This window comes from Aliibacillus thermotolerans (assembly GCF_027853235.1).
GTDB classification, from domain to species: domain Bacteria; phylum Bacillota; class Bacilli; order Bacillales; family Marinococcaceae; genus Aliibacillus; species Aliibacillus thermotolerans.
This window is the reverse complement of sequence record NZ_WKJG01000028.1, coordinates 129,091-149,153: the sequence shown is the minus strand read 5'-3', so window position 1 is coordinate 149,153 and position 20,063 is coordinate 129,091. Positions and strand designations below refer to the sequence as shown.

Annotated in this window: 21 protein-coding genes; 13 read left to right on the top strand and 8 right to left on the bottom strand. The window is 40.8% G+C overall.

Annotation, left to right across the window (positions count from 1 at the left end):
* Positions 1-57 precede the first annotated feature (57 nt).
* Positions 58-351, top strand: a complete 294-nt coding sequence (locus GJS40_RS03955; protein ID WP_270896314.1) for a hypothetical protein — start codon at positions 58-60, stop codon at positions 349-351.
* A 40-nt stretch (positions 352-391) separates the two neighbouring features.
* Here GJS40_RS03955 and GJS40_RS03950 read toward each other — a convergent pair whose 3' ends face one another.
* On the bottom strand, positions 392-721 hold the full coding sequence (locus GJS40_RS03950) for a tRNA-binding protein (protein ID WP_270896313.1): 330 nt from the start codon (positions 719-721) through the stop codon (positions 392-394).
* Between the two features lie 96 nt (positions 722-817).
* Here GJS40_RS03950 and GJS40_RS03945 point away from each other — a divergent pair, with 96 nt between their 5' ends.
* From GJS40_RS03945 to GJS40_RS03930, 4 genes are all read left to right on the top strand, one after another.
* Positions 818-1,360 carry a hypothetical protein gene (locus GJS40_RS03945; RefSeq protein WP_270896312.1) on the top strand — a complete coding sequence of 181 codons (543 nt, stop codon included), beginning with the start codon at positions 818-820 and terminating at the stop codon, positions 1,358-1,360.
* Between the two features lie 139 nt (positions 1,361-1,499).
* A complete protein-coding gene (locus GJS40_RS03940; protein WP_270896309.1) occupies positions 1,500-2,558 on the top strand; it encodes an ABC transporter substrate-binding protein in 1,059 nt (352 codons plus the stop codon).
* 189 nt (positions 2,559-2,747) lie between these two features.
* A complete protein-coding gene (locus GJS40_RS03935) occupies positions 2,748-3,758 on the top strand; it encodes an ABC transporter permease (protein ID WP_270896307.1) in 1,011 nt (336 codons plus the stop codon).
* Positions 3,745-4,539 carry an ABC transporter ATP-binding protein gene (locus GJS40_RS03930; RefSeq protein ID WP_270896305.1) on the top strand — a complete coding sequence of 265 codons (795 nt, stop codon included), beginning with the start codon at positions 3,745-3,747 and terminating at the stop codon, positions 4,537-4,539. Before GJS40_RS03935 ends, GJS40_RS03930 begins: the two co-directional genes overlap by 14 nt.
* Positions 4,540-4,611: 72 nt before the next feature.
* On the opposite strand, the gene GJS40_RS03925 is transcribed toward GJS40_RS03930, so the two are convergent.
* Both GJS40_RS03925 and GJS40_RS03920 read right to left on the bottom strand, forming a co-directional pair.
* Positions 4,612-5,349: a hypothetical protein gene (locus tag GJS40_RS03925; RefSeq protein WP_270896303.1), complete on the bottom strand. Its 738-nt coding sequence runs from the start codon at positions 5,347-5,349 to the stop codon at positions 4,612-4,614.
* A gap of 143 nt (positions 5,350-5,492) precedes the next feature.
* Positions 5,493-6,689, bottom strand: a complete 1,197-nt coding sequence (locus GJS40_RS03920; RefSeq protein ID WP_270896302.1) for a KamA family radical SAM protein — start codon at positions 6,687-6,689, stop codon at positions 5,493-5,495.
* A gap of 385 nt (positions 6,690-7,074) precedes the next feature.
* Between GJS40_RS03920 and GJS40_RS03915 the strand changes: the two genes are divergently transcribed.
* Both GJS40_RS03915 and GJS40_RS03910 read left to right on the top strand, forming a co-directional pair.
* Positions 7,075-8,472 (top strand): aspartate aminotransferase family protein, encoded by a 1,398-nt coding sequence (locus tag GJS40_RS03915; RefSeq protein ID WP_270896300.1) that lies wholly within the window; start codon positions 7,075-7,077, stop codon positions 8,470-8,472.
* Positions 8,473-8,499: 27 nt separating this feature from the next.
* Entirely contained in the window at positions 8,500-9,354 is an 855-nt protein-coding gene (locus tag GJS40_RS03910; RefSeq protein ID WP_270896298.1) for a MurR/RpiR family transcriptional regulator, read from the top strand.
* A 49-nt stretch (positions 9,355-9,403) separates the two neighbouring features.
* On the opposite strand, the gene GJS40_RS03905 is transcribed toward GJS40_RS03910, so the two are convergent.
* Together GJS40_RS03905 and GJS40_RS03900 are read right to left on the bottom strand one after the other, a co-directional pair.
* Positions 9,404-11,362 (bottom strand): TRAP transporter permease, encoded by a 1,959-nt coding sequence (locus GJS40_RS03905; RefSeq protein WP_270896297.1) that lies wholly within the window; start codon positions 11,360-11,362, stop codon positions 9,404-9,406.
* 200 nt (positions 11,363-11,562) lie between these two features.
* Entirely contained in the window at positions 11,563-12,687 is a 1,125-nt protein-coding gene (locus tag GJS40_RS03900) for a TAXI family TRAP transporter solute-binding subunit (protein ID WP_270896295.1), read from the bottom strand.
* A 224-nt stretch (positions 12,688-12,911) separates the two neighbouring features.
* On the opposite strand from GJS40_RS03900, the gene GJS40_RS03895 reads away from it, so the two are divergent.
* The 4 genes from GJS40_RS03895 to GJS40_RS03880 all read left to right on the top strand — a co-directional run bounded on the left by GJS40_RS03895 (position 12,912) and on the right by GJS40_RS03880 (position 15,230).
* Positions 12,912-14,009 (top strand): AI-2E family transporter, encoded by a 1,098-nt coding sequence (locus tag GJS40_RS03895; RefSeq protein WP_270896293.1) that lies wholly within the window; start codon positions 12,912-12,914, stop codon positions 14,007-14,009.
* 21 nt (positions 14,010-14,030) lie between these two features.
* Positions 14,031-14,402: a rhodanese-like domain-containing protein gene (locus GJS40_RS03890; protein ID WP_270896291.1), complete on the top strand. Its 372-nt coding sequence runs from the start codon at positions 14,031-14,033 to the stop codon at positions 14,400-14,402.
* Positions 14,403-14,454: 52 nt separating this feature from the next.
* A complete protein-coding gene (locus GJS40_RS03885; protein WP_270896289.1) occupies positions 14,455-14,598 on the top strand; it encodes a lmo0937 family membrane protein in 144 nt (47 codons plus the stop codon).
* Positions 14,599-14,747: 149 nt separating this feature from the next.
* The gene (locus GJS40_RS03880) at positions 14,748-15,230 is read left to right on the top strand and encodes a nucleoside deaminase (RefSeq protein WP_270896287.1); all 483 of its coding nucleotides are present in this window, start codon (positions 14,748-14,750) and stop codon (positions 15,228-15,230) included.
* Between the two features lie 131 nt (positions 15,231-15,361).
* Here the strand turns inward: GJS40_RS03880 and GJS40_RS03875 are convergent, their stop codons facing one another.
* The 3 genes from GJS40_RS03875 to GJS40_RS03865 are packed head-to-tail and all read right to left on the bottom strand — an operon-like array spanning position 15,362 to position 18,479.
* Complete coding sequence (locus tag GJS40_RS03875) at positions 15,362-16,366, bottom strand: ABC transporter permease (protein ID WP_270896450.1); 1,005 nt, start codon at positions 16,364-16,366, stop codon at positions 15,362-15,364.
* Between the two features lie 19 nt (positions 16,367-16,385).
* The gene (locus tag GJS40_RS03870) at positions 16,386-17,339 is read right to left on the bottom strand and encodes an ABC transporter ATP-binding protein (RefSeq protein ID WP_270896449.1); all 954 of its coding nucleotides are present in this window, start codon (positions 17,337-17,339) and stop codon (positions 16,386-16,388) included.
* Complete coding sequence (locus tag GJS40_RS03865; protein WP_270896285.1) at positions 17,340-18,479, bottom strand: COG1470 family protein; 1,140 nt, start codon at positions 18,477-18,479, stop codon at positions 17,340-17,342.
* 134 nt (positions 18,480-18,613) lie between these two features.
* Here GJS40_RS03865 and GJS40_RS03860 point away from each other — a divergent pair, with 134 nt between their 5' ends.
* Both GJS40_RS03860 and GJS40_RS03855 read left to right on the top strand, forming a co-directional pair.
* Positions 18,614-19,189, top strand: a complete 576-nt coding sequence (locus GJS40_RS03860; RefSeq protein ID WP_270896283.1) for an RNA polymerase sigma factor — start codon at positions 18,614-18,616, stop codon at positions 19,187-19,189.
* Entirely contained in the window at positions 19,186-19,920 is a 735-nt protein-coding gene (locus GJS40_RS03855) for an anti-sigma factor (RefSeq protein WP_270896282.1), read from the top strand. Before GJS40_RS03860 ends, GJS40_RS03855 begins: the two co-directional genes overlap by 4 nt.
* The last annotated feature ends 143 nt before the right edge of the window (positions 19,921-20,063 follow it).

Genomic DNA, 20,063 nt, shown 5'->3' with positions numbered 1-20,063 from the left:
AATGGAAGAAGCGGGTATAGCTAGGATAGATGAATAATGAAAACGAGGGGGATTTTCATGGGGAAATTAACGAAGATTGTTGGTGCTGCAGGTGCAGTTGCTGCTGGTGTGTTGCTCTCCAAGAAGGAAAATAGGGACATCGTAAAACAAGAAGTGAAACAAGCGATGAATGACCCAAAAGGGTATTCAACTAAACTGTTGGATAAGGCTTTAAGAAGAAGGAATAAACCCGAAAGTGAACTCGGAATGCCAAAAGATCCGCAAGACGCAAAAATGGTTTCTGAAGGTGCATTGACTAGTGTTAATTATTATAATAAGCGCCAAGAAGAAGAGAAGCAAACAGCTCAATAGGATAAAAAGAACCCTTCGCTAAAAGAAGGGTTTTTTTATGTCATCTCACCGGTGTGCCGCTTGGTACATGATCATCTGCTGATAGAAGTGTAACATCTCCTTCTTCCACCACTCCACCTAACACCAATACGTCTGAACGAAACCCGGCAATATTCATAGGTGGAAAATTGACAACAGCAACGACTTGCTTATCAATCAGATCATCCGGAGTGTATCTTTTTGTAATTTGAGCGGAAGATTGCTTGATTCCGAGTGGACCGAAATCAATAAAAAGCTTGATGGCAGGTTTTTTTGCTTCCGGAAAAGGTTCTGCTTGCACGATGGTTCCAATTCGAAGATCTAATTTGTTAAAATATTCCAAAGTAGCCATCACGTCATCCCTTCTTTCATGAAAATAAAATGTGATTCTTTAAAGTATGGTATCATAGTTGTGATTAAATTTGCGAATGGGTAAAGGATGACTTTTATGGTAGTTACTGTTGCACCTTGGGCTTTTTATCTTTTTTTGTCGCTATTCATTTTAGGATTATCCTTTGTGATTGGTTGGGGACTTTATCGATTATTCAAAAATAAAATGACGAAAAAGTTGGAAGGAATCCTTGCTTTCTTTGTAGCAATTGGCATGATTGTTTTTTACTTATTTGTATCAGAAACATTTACAGATCGCGCTTCGTTTGGAGAGAAAATCATTACAAAACATCGTGAAGAAACGATACAAAAAGAGCAAGTAGTTATCATTCCTTTTTCTCGTTATGTCGTGATAGAGCGTTTATATGAATACGGATATGTCCGGAAAGAGCAGATAGATGATGAAGTGTACCAGCTTACTTTTCAAATCGAGAACGGACCATTGTTTTTAGATACGTATGATACCTTTGTGACCGGCGATCGTTGGTGGTCCAATGAGGCGAGGTTTTCCTTCCAACAAGCATATGAAAAAGAGTGGAAAAAGGCAGTGGAAAATGACGAAAAACTGCCTGGATTGAAAGTGCGGATGGAAAAAGAATGAGCCTTTCTACCCATTTAAAACTATTTTTCAACTCTGTATCTTCCAAGCTTTTTTAAAATTTAGTTTACAAGCTCCTAGGAATCCGATAAGATAAAAGTATCTATATGAAACTTTGATAACAAATAAAGGGGGAAAGGACATGAAAAAAAGGTGGCTACACTTGCTTCTCACCGGTGTTTTATCTGTGACTATTCTCTCAGCCTGTGGAGGTAGTGAAGAAACCACTGGTGACACAGAGACAGAACCAGAAGCAACTGAAACAGAAACGACAGATACAGAAGAACAAGCAACAGACCAAGAACAATATGTGATTGGCGCAACACAAATTGTTGAACATCCATCGTTGGACGCGGCATATCAAGGATTTAAAGATGCGTTGGCGGATCAAGGGTTTGTAGAAGGCGAAAACGTCACCTATGATTTCCAAAATGCTCAAAATGATCAAAATAATACAACTACTATTGCAAATAACTTTGTCGCTGAAGGCGTTGATTTAATTTTTGCGAACTCAACTCCAAGTGCTCAAGCAGCTTTACAAGCTTCCACAGATATTCCGATCGTATTTACATCTGTGACCGATGCAGTATCTGCCGGTTTAATTGAAGACATTGATACACCAAGTGATCTCGTCACAGGAGTCATGGACCTTCACCCTGATGCTATTGAATTGACAGTGGACTTCATCGCCGAGTATTTTCCTGGATCGAGCGTCGGAATGGTTTATAACTCCGGAGAGCAAAACTCGGTATCTCAAATAGAGGCAGTAGAAGAAGCGGCAGCGGACACAGACTTAGAGATCATTACACGGAGCGTTTCTAACTCCGCGGAAGTACAGCAAGCAACGGAATCGTTGATTGGTGATGCTGATCTTATTTATATTATTACAGATAACACGGTTGTTTCTGCGTTAGAATCCGTGGTGGATGTAGCGAACAACCAAGAAATGCCTCTTGTCGTCGGTGAGCCGGATTCTTTGGAAAGAGGAGGCTTTGCGACATTTGGAATTGATTATTACACCATTGGTTACCGTACGGGAGAAATGGCAGCAGAAATATTAAGTGGAGAAAAGACACCTGCAGATATTCCGGTTGAATACCCTGAAGATATGCAACTGATCATTAATAGAGAAGCTGCAGAAGCCCAAGGAGTGGACATCCACGAAGATTGGGATGCAGAAGCAGAATTTATTAACGAATAAGTGTTTCTTGCTTGACCTGTCTTTTCCTTATGAAAGGAAAAACAGGTCAAGTGCTTCTTTTATCACTTTTTTACAAAAATCCCCATGAACATGTGCGAAACTTCATAACTTTAATGCTTTAAAGTATATATTTGTAAGTTCTGTTTATTCATGGTACATCAAGAGAAATACAAAGGGGGGAGTAATAGAATGTTTTTGTCCTTTTTTGGCGCCATTGAATCCGGGCTTATTTACGCACTGATGGCTCTAGGAGTTTTTCTATCCTTTCGTGTTTTAAACTTTCCAGACTTGACGGTGGACGGTAGTTTTGTTACGGGAGCTGCAGTGGCAGCAGTCATGATTGTGAACGGTTCTTCGCCGTTAATGGCGACAGTTGTGGCAATTGTTGCAGGTTTTGTTGCAGGCTGTTTTACAGGCTTGTTGCACACGAAAGGAAAAATTAATCCGTTACTTTCAGGTATTTTAATGATGATTGCTCTTTACTCCATTAATTTAAGAATTATGGGAAGATCAAATATTCCTCTATTGAATGAATCAACATTATTCACTTCTATTACATCCTTTTGGGAAAATTTAGGGTTAAGCACCCCATTTAATCAAATGCTTTCTTTCATTGGTATTCAAGCCAATCCTCGCACATGGGCCATACTCTTTTTTGCTTTAATTATTACGCTTATCGTAAAATTTTTAACAGACTATTTTTTAAAAACAGAAGTAGGCCTAGCGTTACGAGCAACGGGAGATAATCAGAAAATGATTCGTAGCTTTTCCGCAAACACCGATATTTTAATTATTCTCGGTCTTGGCATTTCCAATGCATTTGTCGCTTTTTCCGGTGCTTTAATTGCACAACATGGTGGATTTGCGGATGCGGGAATGGGTATTGGAATGATCATTATCGGTCTTGCATCTGTGATCATCGGGGAAGCGTTGTTTGGAACGAAAACAATCGCCCGTACTACCCTTGCGGTTGTCGGAGGAGCCATTGTTTACCGTATCGTCGTTTCTTTAGCACTTCGCGTTGACTTTCTTGATACGAGCGATATGAAATTGATTACGAGCGTCATTGTCATTGCAGCGTTAATCGCACCGAAAGTGATCGAGTCCAATCGCGAACGCCGTCGTCGTAAGCGAAAGAGAATAGAACTAGAGCAAGTGCTAGCGTCAGAGGAAGGGGAGAAGAAAAATGTTGCAACTTAATCGTGTATCTCTCACCTTTAATGAAGGCACTTTGGATGAGAAAAAAGCATTGCAACATGTGAATTTAAATTTAAAACGCGGGGATTTTCTCACGATTATTGGAAGTAACGGTGCGGGAAAGTCCACATTAATGAACGTCGTTTCGGGATCTCTTCTTCCTGATACCGGAAATGTGATTATTGATGATAAGTCGGTGACACATTTACAAGAGTTTCGTCGTTCCCGTTTTATTGGAAGAGTTTTTCAAGATCCGATGGCAGGAACTGCTCCATCCATGACGATTGAAGAAAATTTAGCGATGGCTTGGTCTCGTAATAAAAATCGTACCCTCAAACCGGGAGTAAATAAAAAACGGAAGCAGCTTTTTAAAGAACATTTAAGCACCTTGAATCTAGGGCTGGAAGATCGCCTTACAGCAAAAGTCGGCCTGTTATCCGGGGGAGAACGACAAGCTTTGTCCCTCTTAATGGCAACGTTTACGGAACCAAAAATTTTATTATTAGACGAACATACTGCTGCCCTCGATCCTTCTCGAGCTGAACTAATTACGGAAATTACTGCGAATGTGGTGGAAAAGTTTGGATTGACCACTTTAATGGTTACTCATAATATGCAACAAGCGTTAGATTTAGGGAATCGCTTAATTATGATGGATAAAGGACAAATCATTTTAGATGTAGATGAAAAAGAGAAACCGACATTAACGGTGGAAAAATTGTTAGATGAATTCCAGCGTATTCGCGGAGAACAATTAATGAGTGATAAAACGGTATTAGGTTAAGGATAAAAAGCTATCTTTCCTTGTCCCCAAAGGATAGATAGCTTTTTATTTCCTTGGAAATAAGTGAACGTATCATTCCTTGATCGGTAACAGGAAGTCCAATTCCCATTCGACATCATGGCTTTGTAATCTTTCTGCAACCAATGTCAGAGGTGGTTCGGGAAAAACAGCAAATTCCATCTTTCCTTGATAATGATGGCGTGATTGATGGGTGGTGTACGACGTCACCGGATAAATGCGTTCATCATTCACCATAAGACTCCAACTCGTGCGTCGGATATCAAATATATCTGTTGCTTGAATGGTTATTTCACCGTCGTTCATTACTATACTCTCTAATAGCAATTCTTCCCTTACTACCGGTAAGCTGTCTTCATCGATATTGTAAAAATAAACGATGCGAGCAGGTTGTTCAATATGTACGATTGCAGGAACGGAAATGGAGGTGACATTTTCTCCAATAGAGCCTGTATATAGCTGTTTCACATAAAGAATGTGTGGTTCGTTTTCATTTTTTTCGATTTGGGTTTCATTTTGTTTCTCTAAGGAAACATTTTCAAACGTAATTTCCTCAGGAAAGTCTATGTACATTGTCTCAGGGGAAATATTGCGGGATTCATCCGTTGATTCAATGGAGAAATGAAAATACCATCCATTTCTAACTTTCTCTAACTCCTCGAAGGTAATGTGATAAAGAGAGTTGGAAAATGCTGTTACGAACGCCTCTTCATCATCGTTATTTTCTTCGTCTATGGAAGTACAACTCACCAGAAAAAAGAGTAGAAAGAATGAAAAATAAACAAATCGCATCGTACAAAGTCCTCCGTATTTTGTGCTTCAATATGTCCATTTTACTAGAAAAATAGTCCAAATGATATACGTCAAAAGACTTTTCTTGAAACAAAAACTCTCCAAGTAAGGACTCCTTGCTTGGAGAGTTTATTTTATGTTCATTATTTAGTTGGAGAAGTGGTTCTTGTTCTCCATCTTCTTCTTTTTTGCGGCATATCCGGAAGCTCGTTGACGGAAACTACTTCTTCTACTTTTTTCTCCGGTTTTTCCCAATATTGTTCGTTTCCAGGCAAGTCATCGAACCATGCGGCATCATCTGGACAATCTAACACCATAAACTTCCCGTAATTTCCATCCCGAGATTGATGATATTTTAAGTACGCTTTTCCGTTTTCAATCGCCAAAATTTCAATTTTTCCAGAAGTGTGACTCATGGAAAGACGAACGCGCTTCCCGAGACCGCTTGTTTTTGCTTTTGCTTTTTCTACGATATCGTACACTTCTTTTAAGGTAAGAACGAAATCATTGTTTCCGGCAACAGGACGGTTGACGAAAAAGTAATACGGGGTGACACCAGCCCATGACAATTTATCTAAAAGAAGTCCTAAATCATCCGGATTGTCATTTATTCCTTTTAGTACCGGTGTTTGGTTAACAACGATTGCTCCGGCGTTATGAAGCGCCTGGAATGCTTTCCGTGCTTGTTCTGTAATTTCCCGAGGGTGGTTTACATGTGCCATGATATAAATGCGCTTTTCCGGTGTAGAATATTCACTAATTAATTGATGCAACTCTTCGTCTTCATAAATACGCATCGGATTAAATACCGGTAATTTGGAACCTATACGAATAATTTTAACATGTGGAATTTTTCGTAATTCTTCAATGATGTAACGAAGTTTTTTCGTAGCAAGGATGAGCGGATCGCCCCCCGTGAGCAACACATTATTGATTTCTGGATGATTACGAATATATTCTAAGCCTGGATCGACATCCGACATCGCTTCGCGCACGTCATTACGGAAGAGTCGTTTTCTAAAACAATAGCGGCAATATGCACCACAAACTTCCGAACAGATAAGCAAAGCTGTCGTTTTATATTTATGTTGGCATCCAGGGACAACGTAGTTCGTGTCTTCATCGGATGCGTCCCAACGGCCGTATTCCGCTAATTCTCCTTCATTTGGAATCACTAGTTTTTTAATGGGGTCGTTCGGATCGTCCCAATTGATGAGGCTTAAATAATATTCATTCACTCGAAACACAAATTTGTCCGTAATTTTTCTTAATTTTTCTTTTTCTGCTTCTGGAATGTGTTCAATTTCATCAATTTTGGTAATGTACTTCGGTAGTGCCATAATCTTTTCCACACCTTTCTATGTGATATTTTCATAGAAATGAACGCTTAGGCAATCAACTAGTAGAAGTATAACAATAAACATTGAAAATAGTCAAAAAAGAAAGAAAAAATTAATTATGACGAGAAAATGAAGTAAAAATTTCTTTATATTAAATAAATAAGAGATAAATGAAATTTGACTTTCTTTAATAAGTGTGAATGAAGCGTTTTTTTCATAAAATTCTCCAAAACGACATACATTTGGAATGAAAAATTTCAAAATAAAAAAATAATGAAATTATCCCTTCACAATGAGACTATAAATGAGTATAATGAAATCAATAAATCATATAATATAAAAATGAAGTTTTTACTTCATAACAAAAAGGAGAATGAACAAAAAGATGGCAATTAAAAAGTCGAGTCATCCGATGTTGGATTACCAAAAGGACTCCATCCGTTCCAAAAATTTTATGGAAGCAGCGAATGCTGTAATGCCTGGAGGTGTCACGGCAAACATCAAATATTTTGATCCTCATCCGCTAGCCATGAAAGAAGCAAGAGGATCGAAAGTAATTGACATGGATGACCGAGAATATATTGATTATGTCATGGGATATGGGGCACTTGTTACCGGTCATGGTGATGAAAGAGTGAAAAAAGCGATGACGGAGTATATAGAAAATCATGGAACCTGGTTATTCGGTACTCCGCACGCTTTAGAAATAGAAATGGGAAAAAGAATTCAAACTCATTTTCCAAGTATGGAGCTTCTTCGTTATACCAATTCCGGAACAGAAGCAACATTGCTTGCATTGCGTATGGCAGCTGCTTACACCGGAAAGCATAAAGTGGCAAAGTTTGAAGGGCATTATCACGGAGGATATGACCAGATGCTCGTCAGTGTTAGTCCATCTATGAAAGAAGCCGGGGAAGAGAGAGAACCAAACTCATTACCCGAATCGAAAGGGATCCATCCTTCTCATTTAAGAAATACAGTCGTTCTTCCTTTTAACGATTTAAAAGCATGTGAGCGGATTTTGACGGAACATCGTGATGAAATAGGCGCGGTGATGATTGAACCGATTCAATCTGGCTTTATTCCGCCAGATCTGTCCTTCATGAAAGGTTTACGACAAATCACGAAAGAATTAAATATGGTACTTATTTTTGATGAAGTGAAAACGGGTTATCGTACTTGCCTCGGAGGAGTGCAAAGTATTTACGGGGTGACACCGGATTTAACAGCCCTTGGAAAAGCGGTTGGAGGAGGATTTCCATTCGGAGTTGTCGGTGGAAAAAGAGATATTTTAATGCAAAGTGCACCGAGCCATGGTTCCGACGTATTTGATGCGAGCCAAAGTAAAAACAAAACGGCTCAAGATGTCTTATTTCATAGCGGAACGTATAACGGACACCCGATGATATTAGCAGCAGGAATGGCTGTGTTAGATATTTTAGAAAAAGAAATGGATGTTTTATTACAACGGACCAACCAACTAAAACAAGGGATTCAAGAGATATTCGATCGCTATCAAGTAAATGGTAAAGTGATTGGCATGGGGTCTATCTTTAGTGTAGTATTATCACCAAAGGGAAAAATACGAAACTATCGAGACCTCCAAAAATCCGATTTAGCGACGAGAAAAGAAATAGATTTCGCACTGTTAAAAAGGGGCATTTACTTGAAGCCATTGAATCGTTACAGTGTATCAACCGCTCACACGGAAGAAGATATTCGTACCACCCTTACAGCATATGAAGAAGCCATCAAAGAAGTGTATGGAGGTTCTCGTTTCTAAAGTACAAATGTAGAAATGAGGATTGCCATGTTAGAAAGTGATGTTTACAAACGAATGATTGCACTTCAAGATGAGATGAGCAAGTCGCAAAAGAAAATTGCAAATTACATCATTAACAATCCGGAAACAGCTCCTTTCTTGACCGCTTCCAAATTAGCAAAAAATGCAGGAGTTGGCGAAGCAACGGTCATTCGTTTTGCCATGTTTTTAGACTACGAAGGCTATCCGGATTTACAGCGACATTTACAAGAAGCATTAAAGCGGAAATGGACCTCTGCCGAAGTGTTTGTACGGACCACAGACAAAGAAGACGCGCCGGAAAACGCCATTACGGAAGTGTTGATGGATGATGTCCAAAACTTAAAAGAAACAATTCAACAAGTGAATGCGAAAGAGTTTGAAGGGGCAGTAAAAGATATCGTGCAAGCCAATCGCATTTACATCATTGCTTATCGCAGTGCGGTCAGTGTAGGCTCTTTTTTGGAATTTTATCTCGATTTAGTGTTACAAAACACAGAAATGATTCGGGAAGCAGACGGGGTGTCGGAACATTTATTAGATATTACAAAAGATGATTTAGTGATCGGATTTGGTTTTTCTCGGTACACGAAACGAACAGTGGAAGTGTTAAAGTATGCCAAACAACAAGGAGCTAAGACGCTTGTCATTACCGACCATCTGATGTCTCCATTGGTGGCTTACGGAGATCGAAAGTTACTTGCCGTGACAGAAATCAACTCATTTATAAACTCATTTTCGGCACCTTTAAGTATCGTCAGTGCGTTAATCACCGCAGTGACTCGGTTAGAACACGATAAGGTAGAGACACGTTTACAACAATTAGAAGAGTTATGGGAAACTTTTGACGTGTTTCATGATTAAACAAAAAGGAGCCGATTCTTTTAAGCAGAATCGGCTACCTACATATTCTTTAAGATTCGGTGGCTGGCATGTTATGATTCGACTCTTTTTTTTCACGTACTTTTTGTAACACGTAAACGAGCGCACAAACAACGAGTCCACCGACAGAAATGAAGATATCCGGAATCAGGAGCAAAACACCTCCTCCGAAAAGCAAGATTCGTTCAATGATTGTATTTTTTACAACGAAATAGTTAATCATTCCTGCGCTAATGGCTGTCATTCCAAGCAGTGCTGTAATGATTGCAGGTATTAATGTGCCTGCTGTTGTATCTTGTAGGAGAAGAACAGGATTACTTGCAAATATATATGGAATGACGAACGCTGCAATGGCTAGCTGAACTGCCGTGACTCCGGTTTTCATCGGTCTTCCACGGGCAATGCCGGCACCGGCATAAGCGGCGAGACACACTGGCGGAGTAATATCTGCAACAATGCCAAAGTAAAAGACGAAAAAGTGTGCAGCGATGACTGGAACGCCAAATTCAATAATGGCAGGAGCTGCAAGAGAAGCTGTCACCACATAGTTCGCGGTTGTTGGTAACCCCATACCGAGAATGATGCACGCAATCATTGTGAAAAAGAGCACTAAGAAGAAATTACCGCCTGCAAGTTGAATAATCCCACTAGCGATTTTTCCTCCGAGTCCGGTAAACACGACAATACCAACAATAATACCAGCAGTCGCGCAGGCAGCGATTACCGGTAAGGCGATGCGAGCACCTTGTTCTAACGTTTGTAACATTCCTTTAATGGATAGACGCGTGTCTTTTCTAAAGAAGCTAATGACAAAAGCAGCGAAAATTCCCCATAATGCCGCGGTCGTTGGCGTATATCCGCTATATAGCATAAATAAAATAGCAACAAGAGGTAACAATAAATCAATCCGCTTCAACAACTTTTTCCATTGTGGCAATTGATCTTTTGGTAGACCATAAATTTTTTGCTTGCGGGCTTCAAAATGAGTTCCAAGGAAAACACCGGAAAAATATAATAGTGCTGGAATGATTGCAACGAGAATGATTTCATTATATGGAACGCCGATTGTTTCAATCATGATAAATGCAGCAGCACCCATAATCGGTGGCATAATTTGTCCGCCCGTAGAAGCAGCTGCTTCCGTTGCTCCTGCGAACTCCGGTTTAAAACCAGCTCGTTTCATCATTGGAATAGTAAAGGAACCGGAACTGACCGTGTTGGCAACCGAGCTTCCTGTTACCATTCCTTGTAAACCGGAAGCAACAACTGCTGCTTTTGCTGTTCCACCGGTAAAGCGTCCGGTTAATCCGAAGGCAAGGTCATTGAAAAAGTGACCTATATTCGTCCTTACAAGCATCACACCAAAGAACAAAAACAAGAAAATGTATGTGGATGAAATTTGAATTGGAGTACCAAATATTGCTTCACTGGAATAGACGAGTCGTGTAATCAATTGATCGAGATCAAAACCAGCGTGACCAAACAATGGAATTTGATTTCCCCATAAACCGTACGCCATTGCGAATAGCGCGATGACAACAATTGGTGTCCCTACGGCTCTTCTTGTCGCCTCCAGTAAGAGGATAATAAATACCCCGGCCACCAATTTATCAAATGTCGTATAGCCGAGAACGACGGAACCACGGAACAAGGAGTCGTAATTAACGACAATGTAAAAATTTGAGAACAACGCGAGAAAGGCCAAAACAATGTCGTACCATGGAATTCCTCGTCGACCGGTCATTGATTTTTTAAAAGGGTAAAGTAAGTAAATGAGAGATAACCCCCCGGCTAGGTGAATTGCCCCTTGAATCACAGATCGATAAGGGTTGCTTGCCGTTAATAAATGGAACACGGTGAGCGCAATCCCAATAACAGTCACTAAAAATGCCCACTTTCCTAAGTTCGTCCGGTAATTCGATTCTTTGTCGTACTTTTTAATGATTTCTTCATTCGTAAGGTTTTCATCTGCTGGATTGTTTTTCTCCATAGATAGTCACCACCTTATCATGTATTCAAAAATCTAAAGGAGGAATGGACGGGAAAATGACCGAGACTATCATAACAAAAAAATGATGTTTTGTCTTATTTCTATATCTCTATTATATTACAGAGCATTCAGAAAAGTCTTGTGAAAACGAAAAAATACCGACACCGGCGTATGTGCCAGTCCCGGTATTTTCATACGAATTATTCTTCGGTTTCAGTGTCCGTTTCTTCTTCTGTTTCTTCTTCATCCGCAGTTTCTGTATCCGCGCCATTGCCGTTTAAAAGACCTTGCTCTTCAAAGTAGCGCTCCGAACCTGGATGGAATGGAATTCCTTCCGAACCGTTTAAGACGTTTTCTAATGTCATAAATTGACCTTGTTCATGGGTAATGCTATCGGAATTTTCATATAGTTGTTTCGTAATTTCATAAGCGGTATCTTCATCTACTTGATCGAGGGATCCGACTAGAATTGCATAAGCAGTGACGGTACTTACAGGTTCTTCAAGGAAACTATAGGTACCTGGTTCAATTTCGATGTGACCGTAATCACTGTTTTCTTGAACGTATTCAAGCGCTTCCCCTTCGATTGGCAAGAATACAACATCTCTTTGAGTCGCAAGTTCTTCAATATTACCGGCAGGAAGACCAAGAAGTCCGAAGTTTGCGTCTAAGTTACCATCTTGGAGTCGAGATGCTGCATCGCCAAATCCTTCTTCAAATGCTTCGTAGTCTCCATCTTCAAGACCATGCGCTTCTAAAATCAATCTCGCTGCAGAGTTTGTAGCGCTTCCTGGAGGACCGAGGTTCACGCGTTTTCCTTCTAATTCTTCAATGGAAGTAATTCCTGTGTCTGCTGTCGTTACTATTTGCATCACTTCTGGATAAATATGCCCCATAAAGCCAAAGTTATCAATGACTTGACCGCTAAAATCTCCCGCACCTTCCAATGCTTCGAGAGCAGTAATGTGTACGGCCATACCAAGTTGCATTTCACCGCGGAAGATTTGTGCTAAGTTGTCGACAGACGCATCGGATGAAACCGCACTCACGTCAAAACCTTCAATGTCTACATTTGCGTTCAATGTGTTCGCAATTTCCTGACCTAGAGGATAATATGTACCTCCAGTGGAACCGGTACCAAGTTGTAATTCTAGCATCCCTTCACCAGCAACACCTTCTTGGTCAGAATCTCCTCCTGCATCCTCTTGTGGTGTGGTGTCTTCTCCGGTGTCAGCACCCTCATCGCCATCACCGCCACCACATGCAGCTAAAAGAAGTCCAAAGGTAAATAGCATGGCAAGGATAAATAACCATTTTTTCTTCATTTCATTGCCCCCTTTATTTATTAGTTAATTCTCATAGTTCAGTTATATTTAACCAGAAAAGAATACTATTGTCAAAACAAAAAAGTATTGGTGTCATGCGCTTTTTGTCAATCATTGTCCTATTAAGATGGTTTTGTTTTTCACTATGTCGACGAAAATGACATATGTGAAATCAAACGATGTGATATAATAAAATGAAAATGTTGGATAGACGTGGTGATCAAATGCCTCAAGGAAAATTTTTTCGTATTTGTTATGGGCTCATTCTCGTGTTACTCATTATTTATTTAGGAACGCTCGTTGATTTTATTTTTGCACCGATTGTCGTACTCGTCTCATCCCTTTTCGCTCCGATTGTCATTGCAGGAGTTCTTTTCTACTTATTTAATCCAGTAGTTAAATTAATGACAAAATATTTGAAATTACCAAGAGGTCTTGCCATTCTGTTACTTTATCTCATTGCCGCAGGACTTTTTGTTTTACTGATGATACTGATTGGACCACCACTACAACGGCAATTCATGAGTTTAGTAGATAGTATACCAGGGATTGTGAATGAAACGCGTCATCTGTTAACTTCACTACAAAACCAAGAATGGTTTAATCGCTTTATTGAAGAAATGGAAGGATTAGATTGGAATGAGTGGACGAGAAATGCGACACAGTATTTAAATGAGGTACTCTCTGGGATTGGAAGCAATATCGCCAACGTGGTCGGTATGATTACAAATGTGTTTATTATTATTATTATCATTCCGTTTATCCTCTTTTACATGTTAAAAGAAGGGGAAAAAGCTCCGGAATTTATTTTGCGACTCCTTCCTGCGAAGCAAGAAAAAGAAGGGCGTAAAATATTGGCTGACATGAATGAAGCGCTTAGTTCTTATATCCAAGGTCAATTAATCGTCAGTTTTTTCGTCGGTGTGTGCGTTTTTATTGGATATGTGATTATCGACTTAGATTATCCTTTGCTATTAGCGGCAATTGCTATGTTTACAAACGTGATTCCATTTGTGGGACCGTGGATTGGAACGTTTCCAGGGGTGATTGTTGGTTTACTCGATTCTCCTTTTATGGCTCTTTTAGTCGTGATTGTAGTTGTCATTGTGCAACAAATTGAAAGTAACTTCATTTCCCCGCAAGTCATGGGAAGAAAATTGGATATTCATCCTTTAACGATTATATTACTACTCGTTGTCGCCGGTCGGTTCGCAGGTCTTCTAGGCCTCTTGTTAGCAGTGCCGACTTATGCCGTATTAAAAGTAGTTGTCAGTCACTCGTATCGCTTGCTAAAATTAAGGAACAGTCCAAAGGAAAACTAACAGAAAAAGGGGTTTTGAATGATGGCGTATGAACGGGAAGGTGTGGAACAGATTAACGTGGAAGAATTAAAAAATATTTTAAAAGATGAATCCGATGCAACAATCGTGATTGATGTGAGAGAACCTTCGGAATATACGGAAGGGCATATTCCAGGAGTGCCGCTTTTACCGATGCGAGAAGTCCCGGAATTAATTGATGAGATAGATAAAGAGAAAAATTACATTTTAGTGTGTCGTAGTGGCAATCGCAGCCAACATACTGCCCTATACTTCAAAGATCACGGCATTCAACATGTCAAAAACTTTGCCGGCGGTATGCTTGCTTGGGATAGTGAAGTAGAAACAGGGATGGAGAAATTAGTACAAGACGCAAAGGATTTATATCGCAAATAAAGAGAACAGGTTGCGCCTGTTCTCTTTATCATGGGTAAAGGAGGAGGAAAACATGCTCACGAGGCTCGCTATCATTTTATTCATCCTGTGGGCAATTGGCTTTTTCTTTGGAATCGCAGGTGGTTTAATACATACTTTATTCATTGTCGCGATCGTACTTGTGATCGCTCGGCTTCTCATTGGTAAAAGCTCGTAAAACAGGGGAAAAGAAACATCTCCTGTTTTTGCTTTTTTCCGATGCATCAAAGAGCCATTCCTAGAAAATGCAATATGGTATAGTTTAAATAACTTTACATACCGTTATTCTTTTGAAAACAGATCATTCATGAGGAGGAGGTTTCCAAGATGATTAATGAAACGGATTTGAAGCACCTTCGACGTTGTGTTGAGTTAGCAAAAACGGCGCTGGAGAAAGGTGACGAGCCATTTGGCTCTGTCCTTGTTTCAGCAGATGGGGAAGTACTATTTGAAGACCATAACCACGTTGCATGTGGTGACGATACAAGACACCCGGAATTTGCTATCGCACGTTGGGCAGCGGCTCACATGACACGTGAAGAAAGAAGGAAAGCGACAGTCTATACTTCCGGTGAACATTGTCCGATGTGTGCTGCCGCTCATGGGTGGGTTGGTTTAGGGCGGATTGTGTATGCAAGCTCATCTGTACAGCTAGCCCAATGGATGAACGAGATGGGACTCTCGCCATCCCGTGTTCGGAATCTTCCTATTCAAGAAGTGATTCGTGATACCGTAGTGGATGGGCCTGTACCTGAGCTTGCAGAACAAGTTCGTGAACTGCACCGACAGTTCCATGAAAAAAGACGCTAACCGTCAAAATGTTTTGTTTTCTTTTTGACGTAGTCAGAAGAAAATGGTGATGGACAATGATTCAAAACATCCTCTAATCAAAAAGTAGGTGGGACAAGTCTAGCAATGACATCATCACAGAGTCATTTCTCTTAATTCGAACGAATTTCTTGACGCATAAAAATGATATATGCGATAGCAAAACAAACGAGGGTTGCGGCAATTAACCCGGTGAGTTGCGGCCAGATGAGCAACAGACTTTGGCTTAAAGGAAGCGGTCCTGCCACCGCACCGGTTGCCTGTTCCACCGTTAAAGGCCCGAGGCTACGGGTACTTGGAGAAAGCAGAATGGTCGTTGACTCTTCAAATAAATAGCTTGGTGAAAGCCGCATTAAATTAATAACGACTCCTTGCCGGCTAATCGCATCGGAGATATCGGTAATTGTCTCCGGATTTAAAATTGGTCGAGAGAGAAGCTGGATGATCATTCCATAAAATATTTGAAAGAAAAGCCAGATGGCAATGCTTGATAATGCGGATGTAGCAGCGTTTTTGAACACGACGGAAAAAAGAACCCCTAAATTAAGCCAAAAGGCGATATAGACGATACAAACGATCAAAAAATAAAAAATACGCAAAAATTCTTCCACGGTCGGTGGAATTCCAAGCAACAGAATACCGAGCCCCATCACGATAAATCCTAACGAAAAGAATAGCACGACATTGAGTAATAGCGATGCTACAAATTTAGCATTGATGACATCATCGCGCGGAATCGGTTGAGACATGAGTCGGCTTAACGTGCCTCTATTCCGTTCTGAATTAATGGCATCAAAGCCAAGGGCAATACCAAAAAGTGGTCCGAGAAAACCAACAAAGGTAATAAAAGATGGCAAAGTGCCGTCGGATACAGTAAACAATTGAAGGAATAAATAGAGGTTATTACCAAGTTCCTCGGCCTCACTATTGTCAATGGCTTCAGAAATGGTTGTCATTGCCGTATAAAGGGATCCGAAACAAGCGAGCAAAATAATAGCAAGCAAAATGATAATTCTCCAGCTACGGATATAGTCGGTGAATTCCTTCCGCACGAGAACGAAAAAGGCGGTCGGAATTCCTTTTTCTCTCGCTGCTTCCTCTGTTTTTTTCGGGATCATTTTCACTTTTTCGCGAATACTAGCGAGATTCAACGTGATCACGCCCTTCAAAATAGCGATGGTAGATCTCGTCTAATCCGTAATGTTCGTTGTTGATCTGATACAAGTCTGCTCCGTGATTTACAATCAGTCGGCTGATTGTCGCTGCCATGTTTTCCGAGCTATAAATTTCTAATCCATTCATCGTTTTCTTTACATTTGTCACAGACTCCAACTTTTCCAGTTCAGAAAGCAACGTTTCGCTAATCGGGGAGGCTTTCACCCGAACAAGAAAGGAATCTTCTTGAAACAACTGTTTTGCCAAATGATCGATCGTTCCTTCCGCCAACAGTTCTCCTTGGACGAAAATACCGACTCGGTCACAAATTTGCTGCACTTGATGGAGATGATGGGACGATAGGAGCACGGTAATTTTTTCTTCCACGCTTAGCGATTTTATAAGTGCTAGCAGTTCTCGTACACCTTCTGGATCAATCCCCAACGTCGGTTCATCTAAAATGATGACTTCGGGATTTTTCATTAACACGTCGGCAAGGCCTAGTCGTTGCTTCATCCCTCGGGAATATTTCCCTGTCTTTTTATCGGCGGCGTGGGCGAGGTTCACCTTTTCCAGCAAATAGTTTGCTCGTTTTTCCGCCTCTTTTCGGGGGATTTGATTTAATTCTGCCGTGTAAATTAAGTTTTCCATTCCCGTCATCTGTTGGTAGAAGCCGAGATTATCCGGCAAATACCCGACTCGTTTTTTCACTTCAATCGGCTTGCGTACGGAATCGATGCCGCATACTTTTATCTTGCCTGAAGTCGGTTCACTCAAGCCAAGCATCATTAATATTGTCGTCGTTTTTCCCGCTCCGTTGGGACCGAGTAAGCCAAAAATTTCTCCTTTTTCGATGGAAAGGGATAGATTTTTCACTGCATACTGGTCATCGTATTTTTTGCTAACGCCGTCCAATTGAATCAGTGGAGCCATGATCTACCTCCTCCCGTATTTTTTAATGATGTAATACAGTCCCCAAACGACGGCTAAAATTATTGCAATCCCGACAATTCCCCATAAAGTGGATGTTTCCACAGAAATGCGGAAATCTGCTTCGGCACTGGTTTCTGATGCCGAGGCGGTAAAGGTTGTTACATAGTCTCCTGCAATGGCTTCATCGGACGCTTTTAACGTCGCTTTGACGGTGGCAGATTCCCCCGGTTTAATTTCCGGAATGGTGTTTTTGTCGAAATCCGTTTCCCAATCTGGTGGAGTTTGTGCGGATAATTCCACATTAGTAAGTGGGGCGGTTCCTGTATTTTCCACGACCAAATCGATGATCCGATCTCCCCCGGACGTAATGTCCGCATGTAAATTTCCGTTTGGTGTCGTTAATACCATGTCATAAGCACCGGTAATGACCGCTTCCAGTGTTGTTTCTGCTTTTGTTCCGCTACCATTGGCCGTTACTCCGATTTCGTATGTATCGGCGCTGGCATTTTCCGGCGGAGTGACGTCAATGGTAAGATTTGCTTCACTGTTTGGTTCCACCGATACCGAGGTGACATTATCGCCTCCTGACTGAAACTGGACAGACCATCCATCTGGTGCATTGGCAGTTAAGGCATAGTTTTGTTCTTCTGCCGTTCGGTTTCGAAGTGTTGCTGAGTAGGAAAAGGAAGAGTCCGTCTGTCCTTGTAAATTTGATTGATCGACATTCCATTCTGTCGCAAAGGTCCCTTCTTCCGTCAGCGTCACAAGAAACGGCAATGATGCGCTTTCTCCATGTTGGTCCGTTGCAATCAAAGAAAAGCGGTAGTCGTCCTGCTCAATTTCTAACGGCACTGTGACTTCCAAGTTCACTTGCTGTTCATCGCGAACGGATAACTGTTTAATAGCATTCCCGCCGGAAGTGATTTGATAAGACCATCCTTCGGGCAAACCTTGCATGTCAAAAGTAACGTGTTTTACTCCCGCATCATGATTCATCACATCGACGGTGTAATGGATCGTTTCTCCTGGTGTCACCGCCATTCCCGTGTATGGCGTATATAAGGTAACTTGTGCAACAGCTGGTGTTGCCACCATGAAGGATAAAAGAAAAATAAGAGTGGTGGTTAGTAATTTTTTATACATTCCTATTCCCCCTTTATCTTTTTCGAATATAGTACGAAGCAACATGGGAAATAGATTTATTTTCGAAAATTTTTTTCGAGGTGAAACTATTTTCCCAGTCATGCGTCTATTTCTTTAGAAAAGGGGGGATGGCGATGGATGGGAATTTGGAAGATATTCGCTTATTAGAGGAAATCCAACAAGGCTCTCAACAGTCCTTTGAGCTGTTTTATGAAAAATATATTCGTTTTATTCTCCATATCGCTTATCAAATTATCGGGAACAAGGAAGAAGCGGAGGACGTTTGTCAGGAAGTATTCTTGGAATTATTGCAAAAATCGTTTCAATATCAACCGGAAAAAGGGAGCGTGAAAGCATGGCTTGCCGTAAAAACGAAAAGTCGCTCTTTAGATCGGCTGAGAAAAAAGAAACCGCTTTTAATGAATAAATTAGAAGCGCTCGTCCCTGAAAAGGAAAGCCCTCTCGATTTAATATTTTTAAACGAAATGGAAAGACATGTCCTGATCGATGCGCTAAATCACCTTCCAGAAAAACAACGGGAAGCGATATATCGTGCCTACTTTCAAGGGGAAACCCACCAGCAAATTACAAAGCATATGAAAAAACCGTTAGGCTCGGTGAAATCTTTCATCCGCTATGGTTTAAGAAACTTACGGAAACAAAAATCATTAGTAAAATGGATGGAAGCGGAACGGGGGTGGAAAGAGTGATACATATCCCGGAAATGAAACTCATCGATATGGCGATGGAAAAGATTGAATCAGAGGAAGAGCGGGAGCACATAAAAAAACATTTGGCCATTTGTCCCCATTGCCGAGAAAAATTAGCTAAATGGCAGATTGTCATGGAGACAGAAACAAATCTCCAGCCTTCCGCCGAACTCAAAGAAAACATATGGAAACAGGCGTCAGCGACAATGAAACCGAAAGAACGGAAGAAAAAAGCAAAAACAACGGTTGCTTTTGCTTCTGCCTTCATAGCTGCTTCGCTCCTTGTTTTCGGATTGTTTCACACAAAACCCCATGTCCATCCGACGGTGGAAGTAGCGCAAAATGATCGTATCGAGGAAGAAAACTTACGCTTCTATCCCGAGACGAAGCAAGTAGCGGTCATCCCTGTGTCCGATTTCAACCATATCCGGGGAAATTTATGGATGAACGATGTGACCGAGGAAATGCTCTTGGAAGTGGACGGCTTCATTCCGTTGCAAGAGAAAGATTATCAGTTATGGATTATTTATGAAAACAACGATATTCAAGGGGAATTGTTATCCGTTCAGGATGGAGTGACAAGGGTACTTTTTAAAGGACCGGAGATAAATGAATTGAAGCTCATCAAAGCAAGCGTCGAACCAAAAGGGGGAAGCAGCAAACTAACGGGACCGAACACCTTTATTGTTCCGCTAGAGAATAATCATGATAAAGAGAACAGAAAAGAATGAGTTCACGGAGTCTCATCTTGGTAATTGGCATCAGTGTGGGCGGTGTGACGCGGAAACAAATCACCGTCTTTCCTACTTATTTGTCCATGAATCTATCAGTAATTTTTTCACCGAGTATTAAAAAATTAAGATATAATAATGAT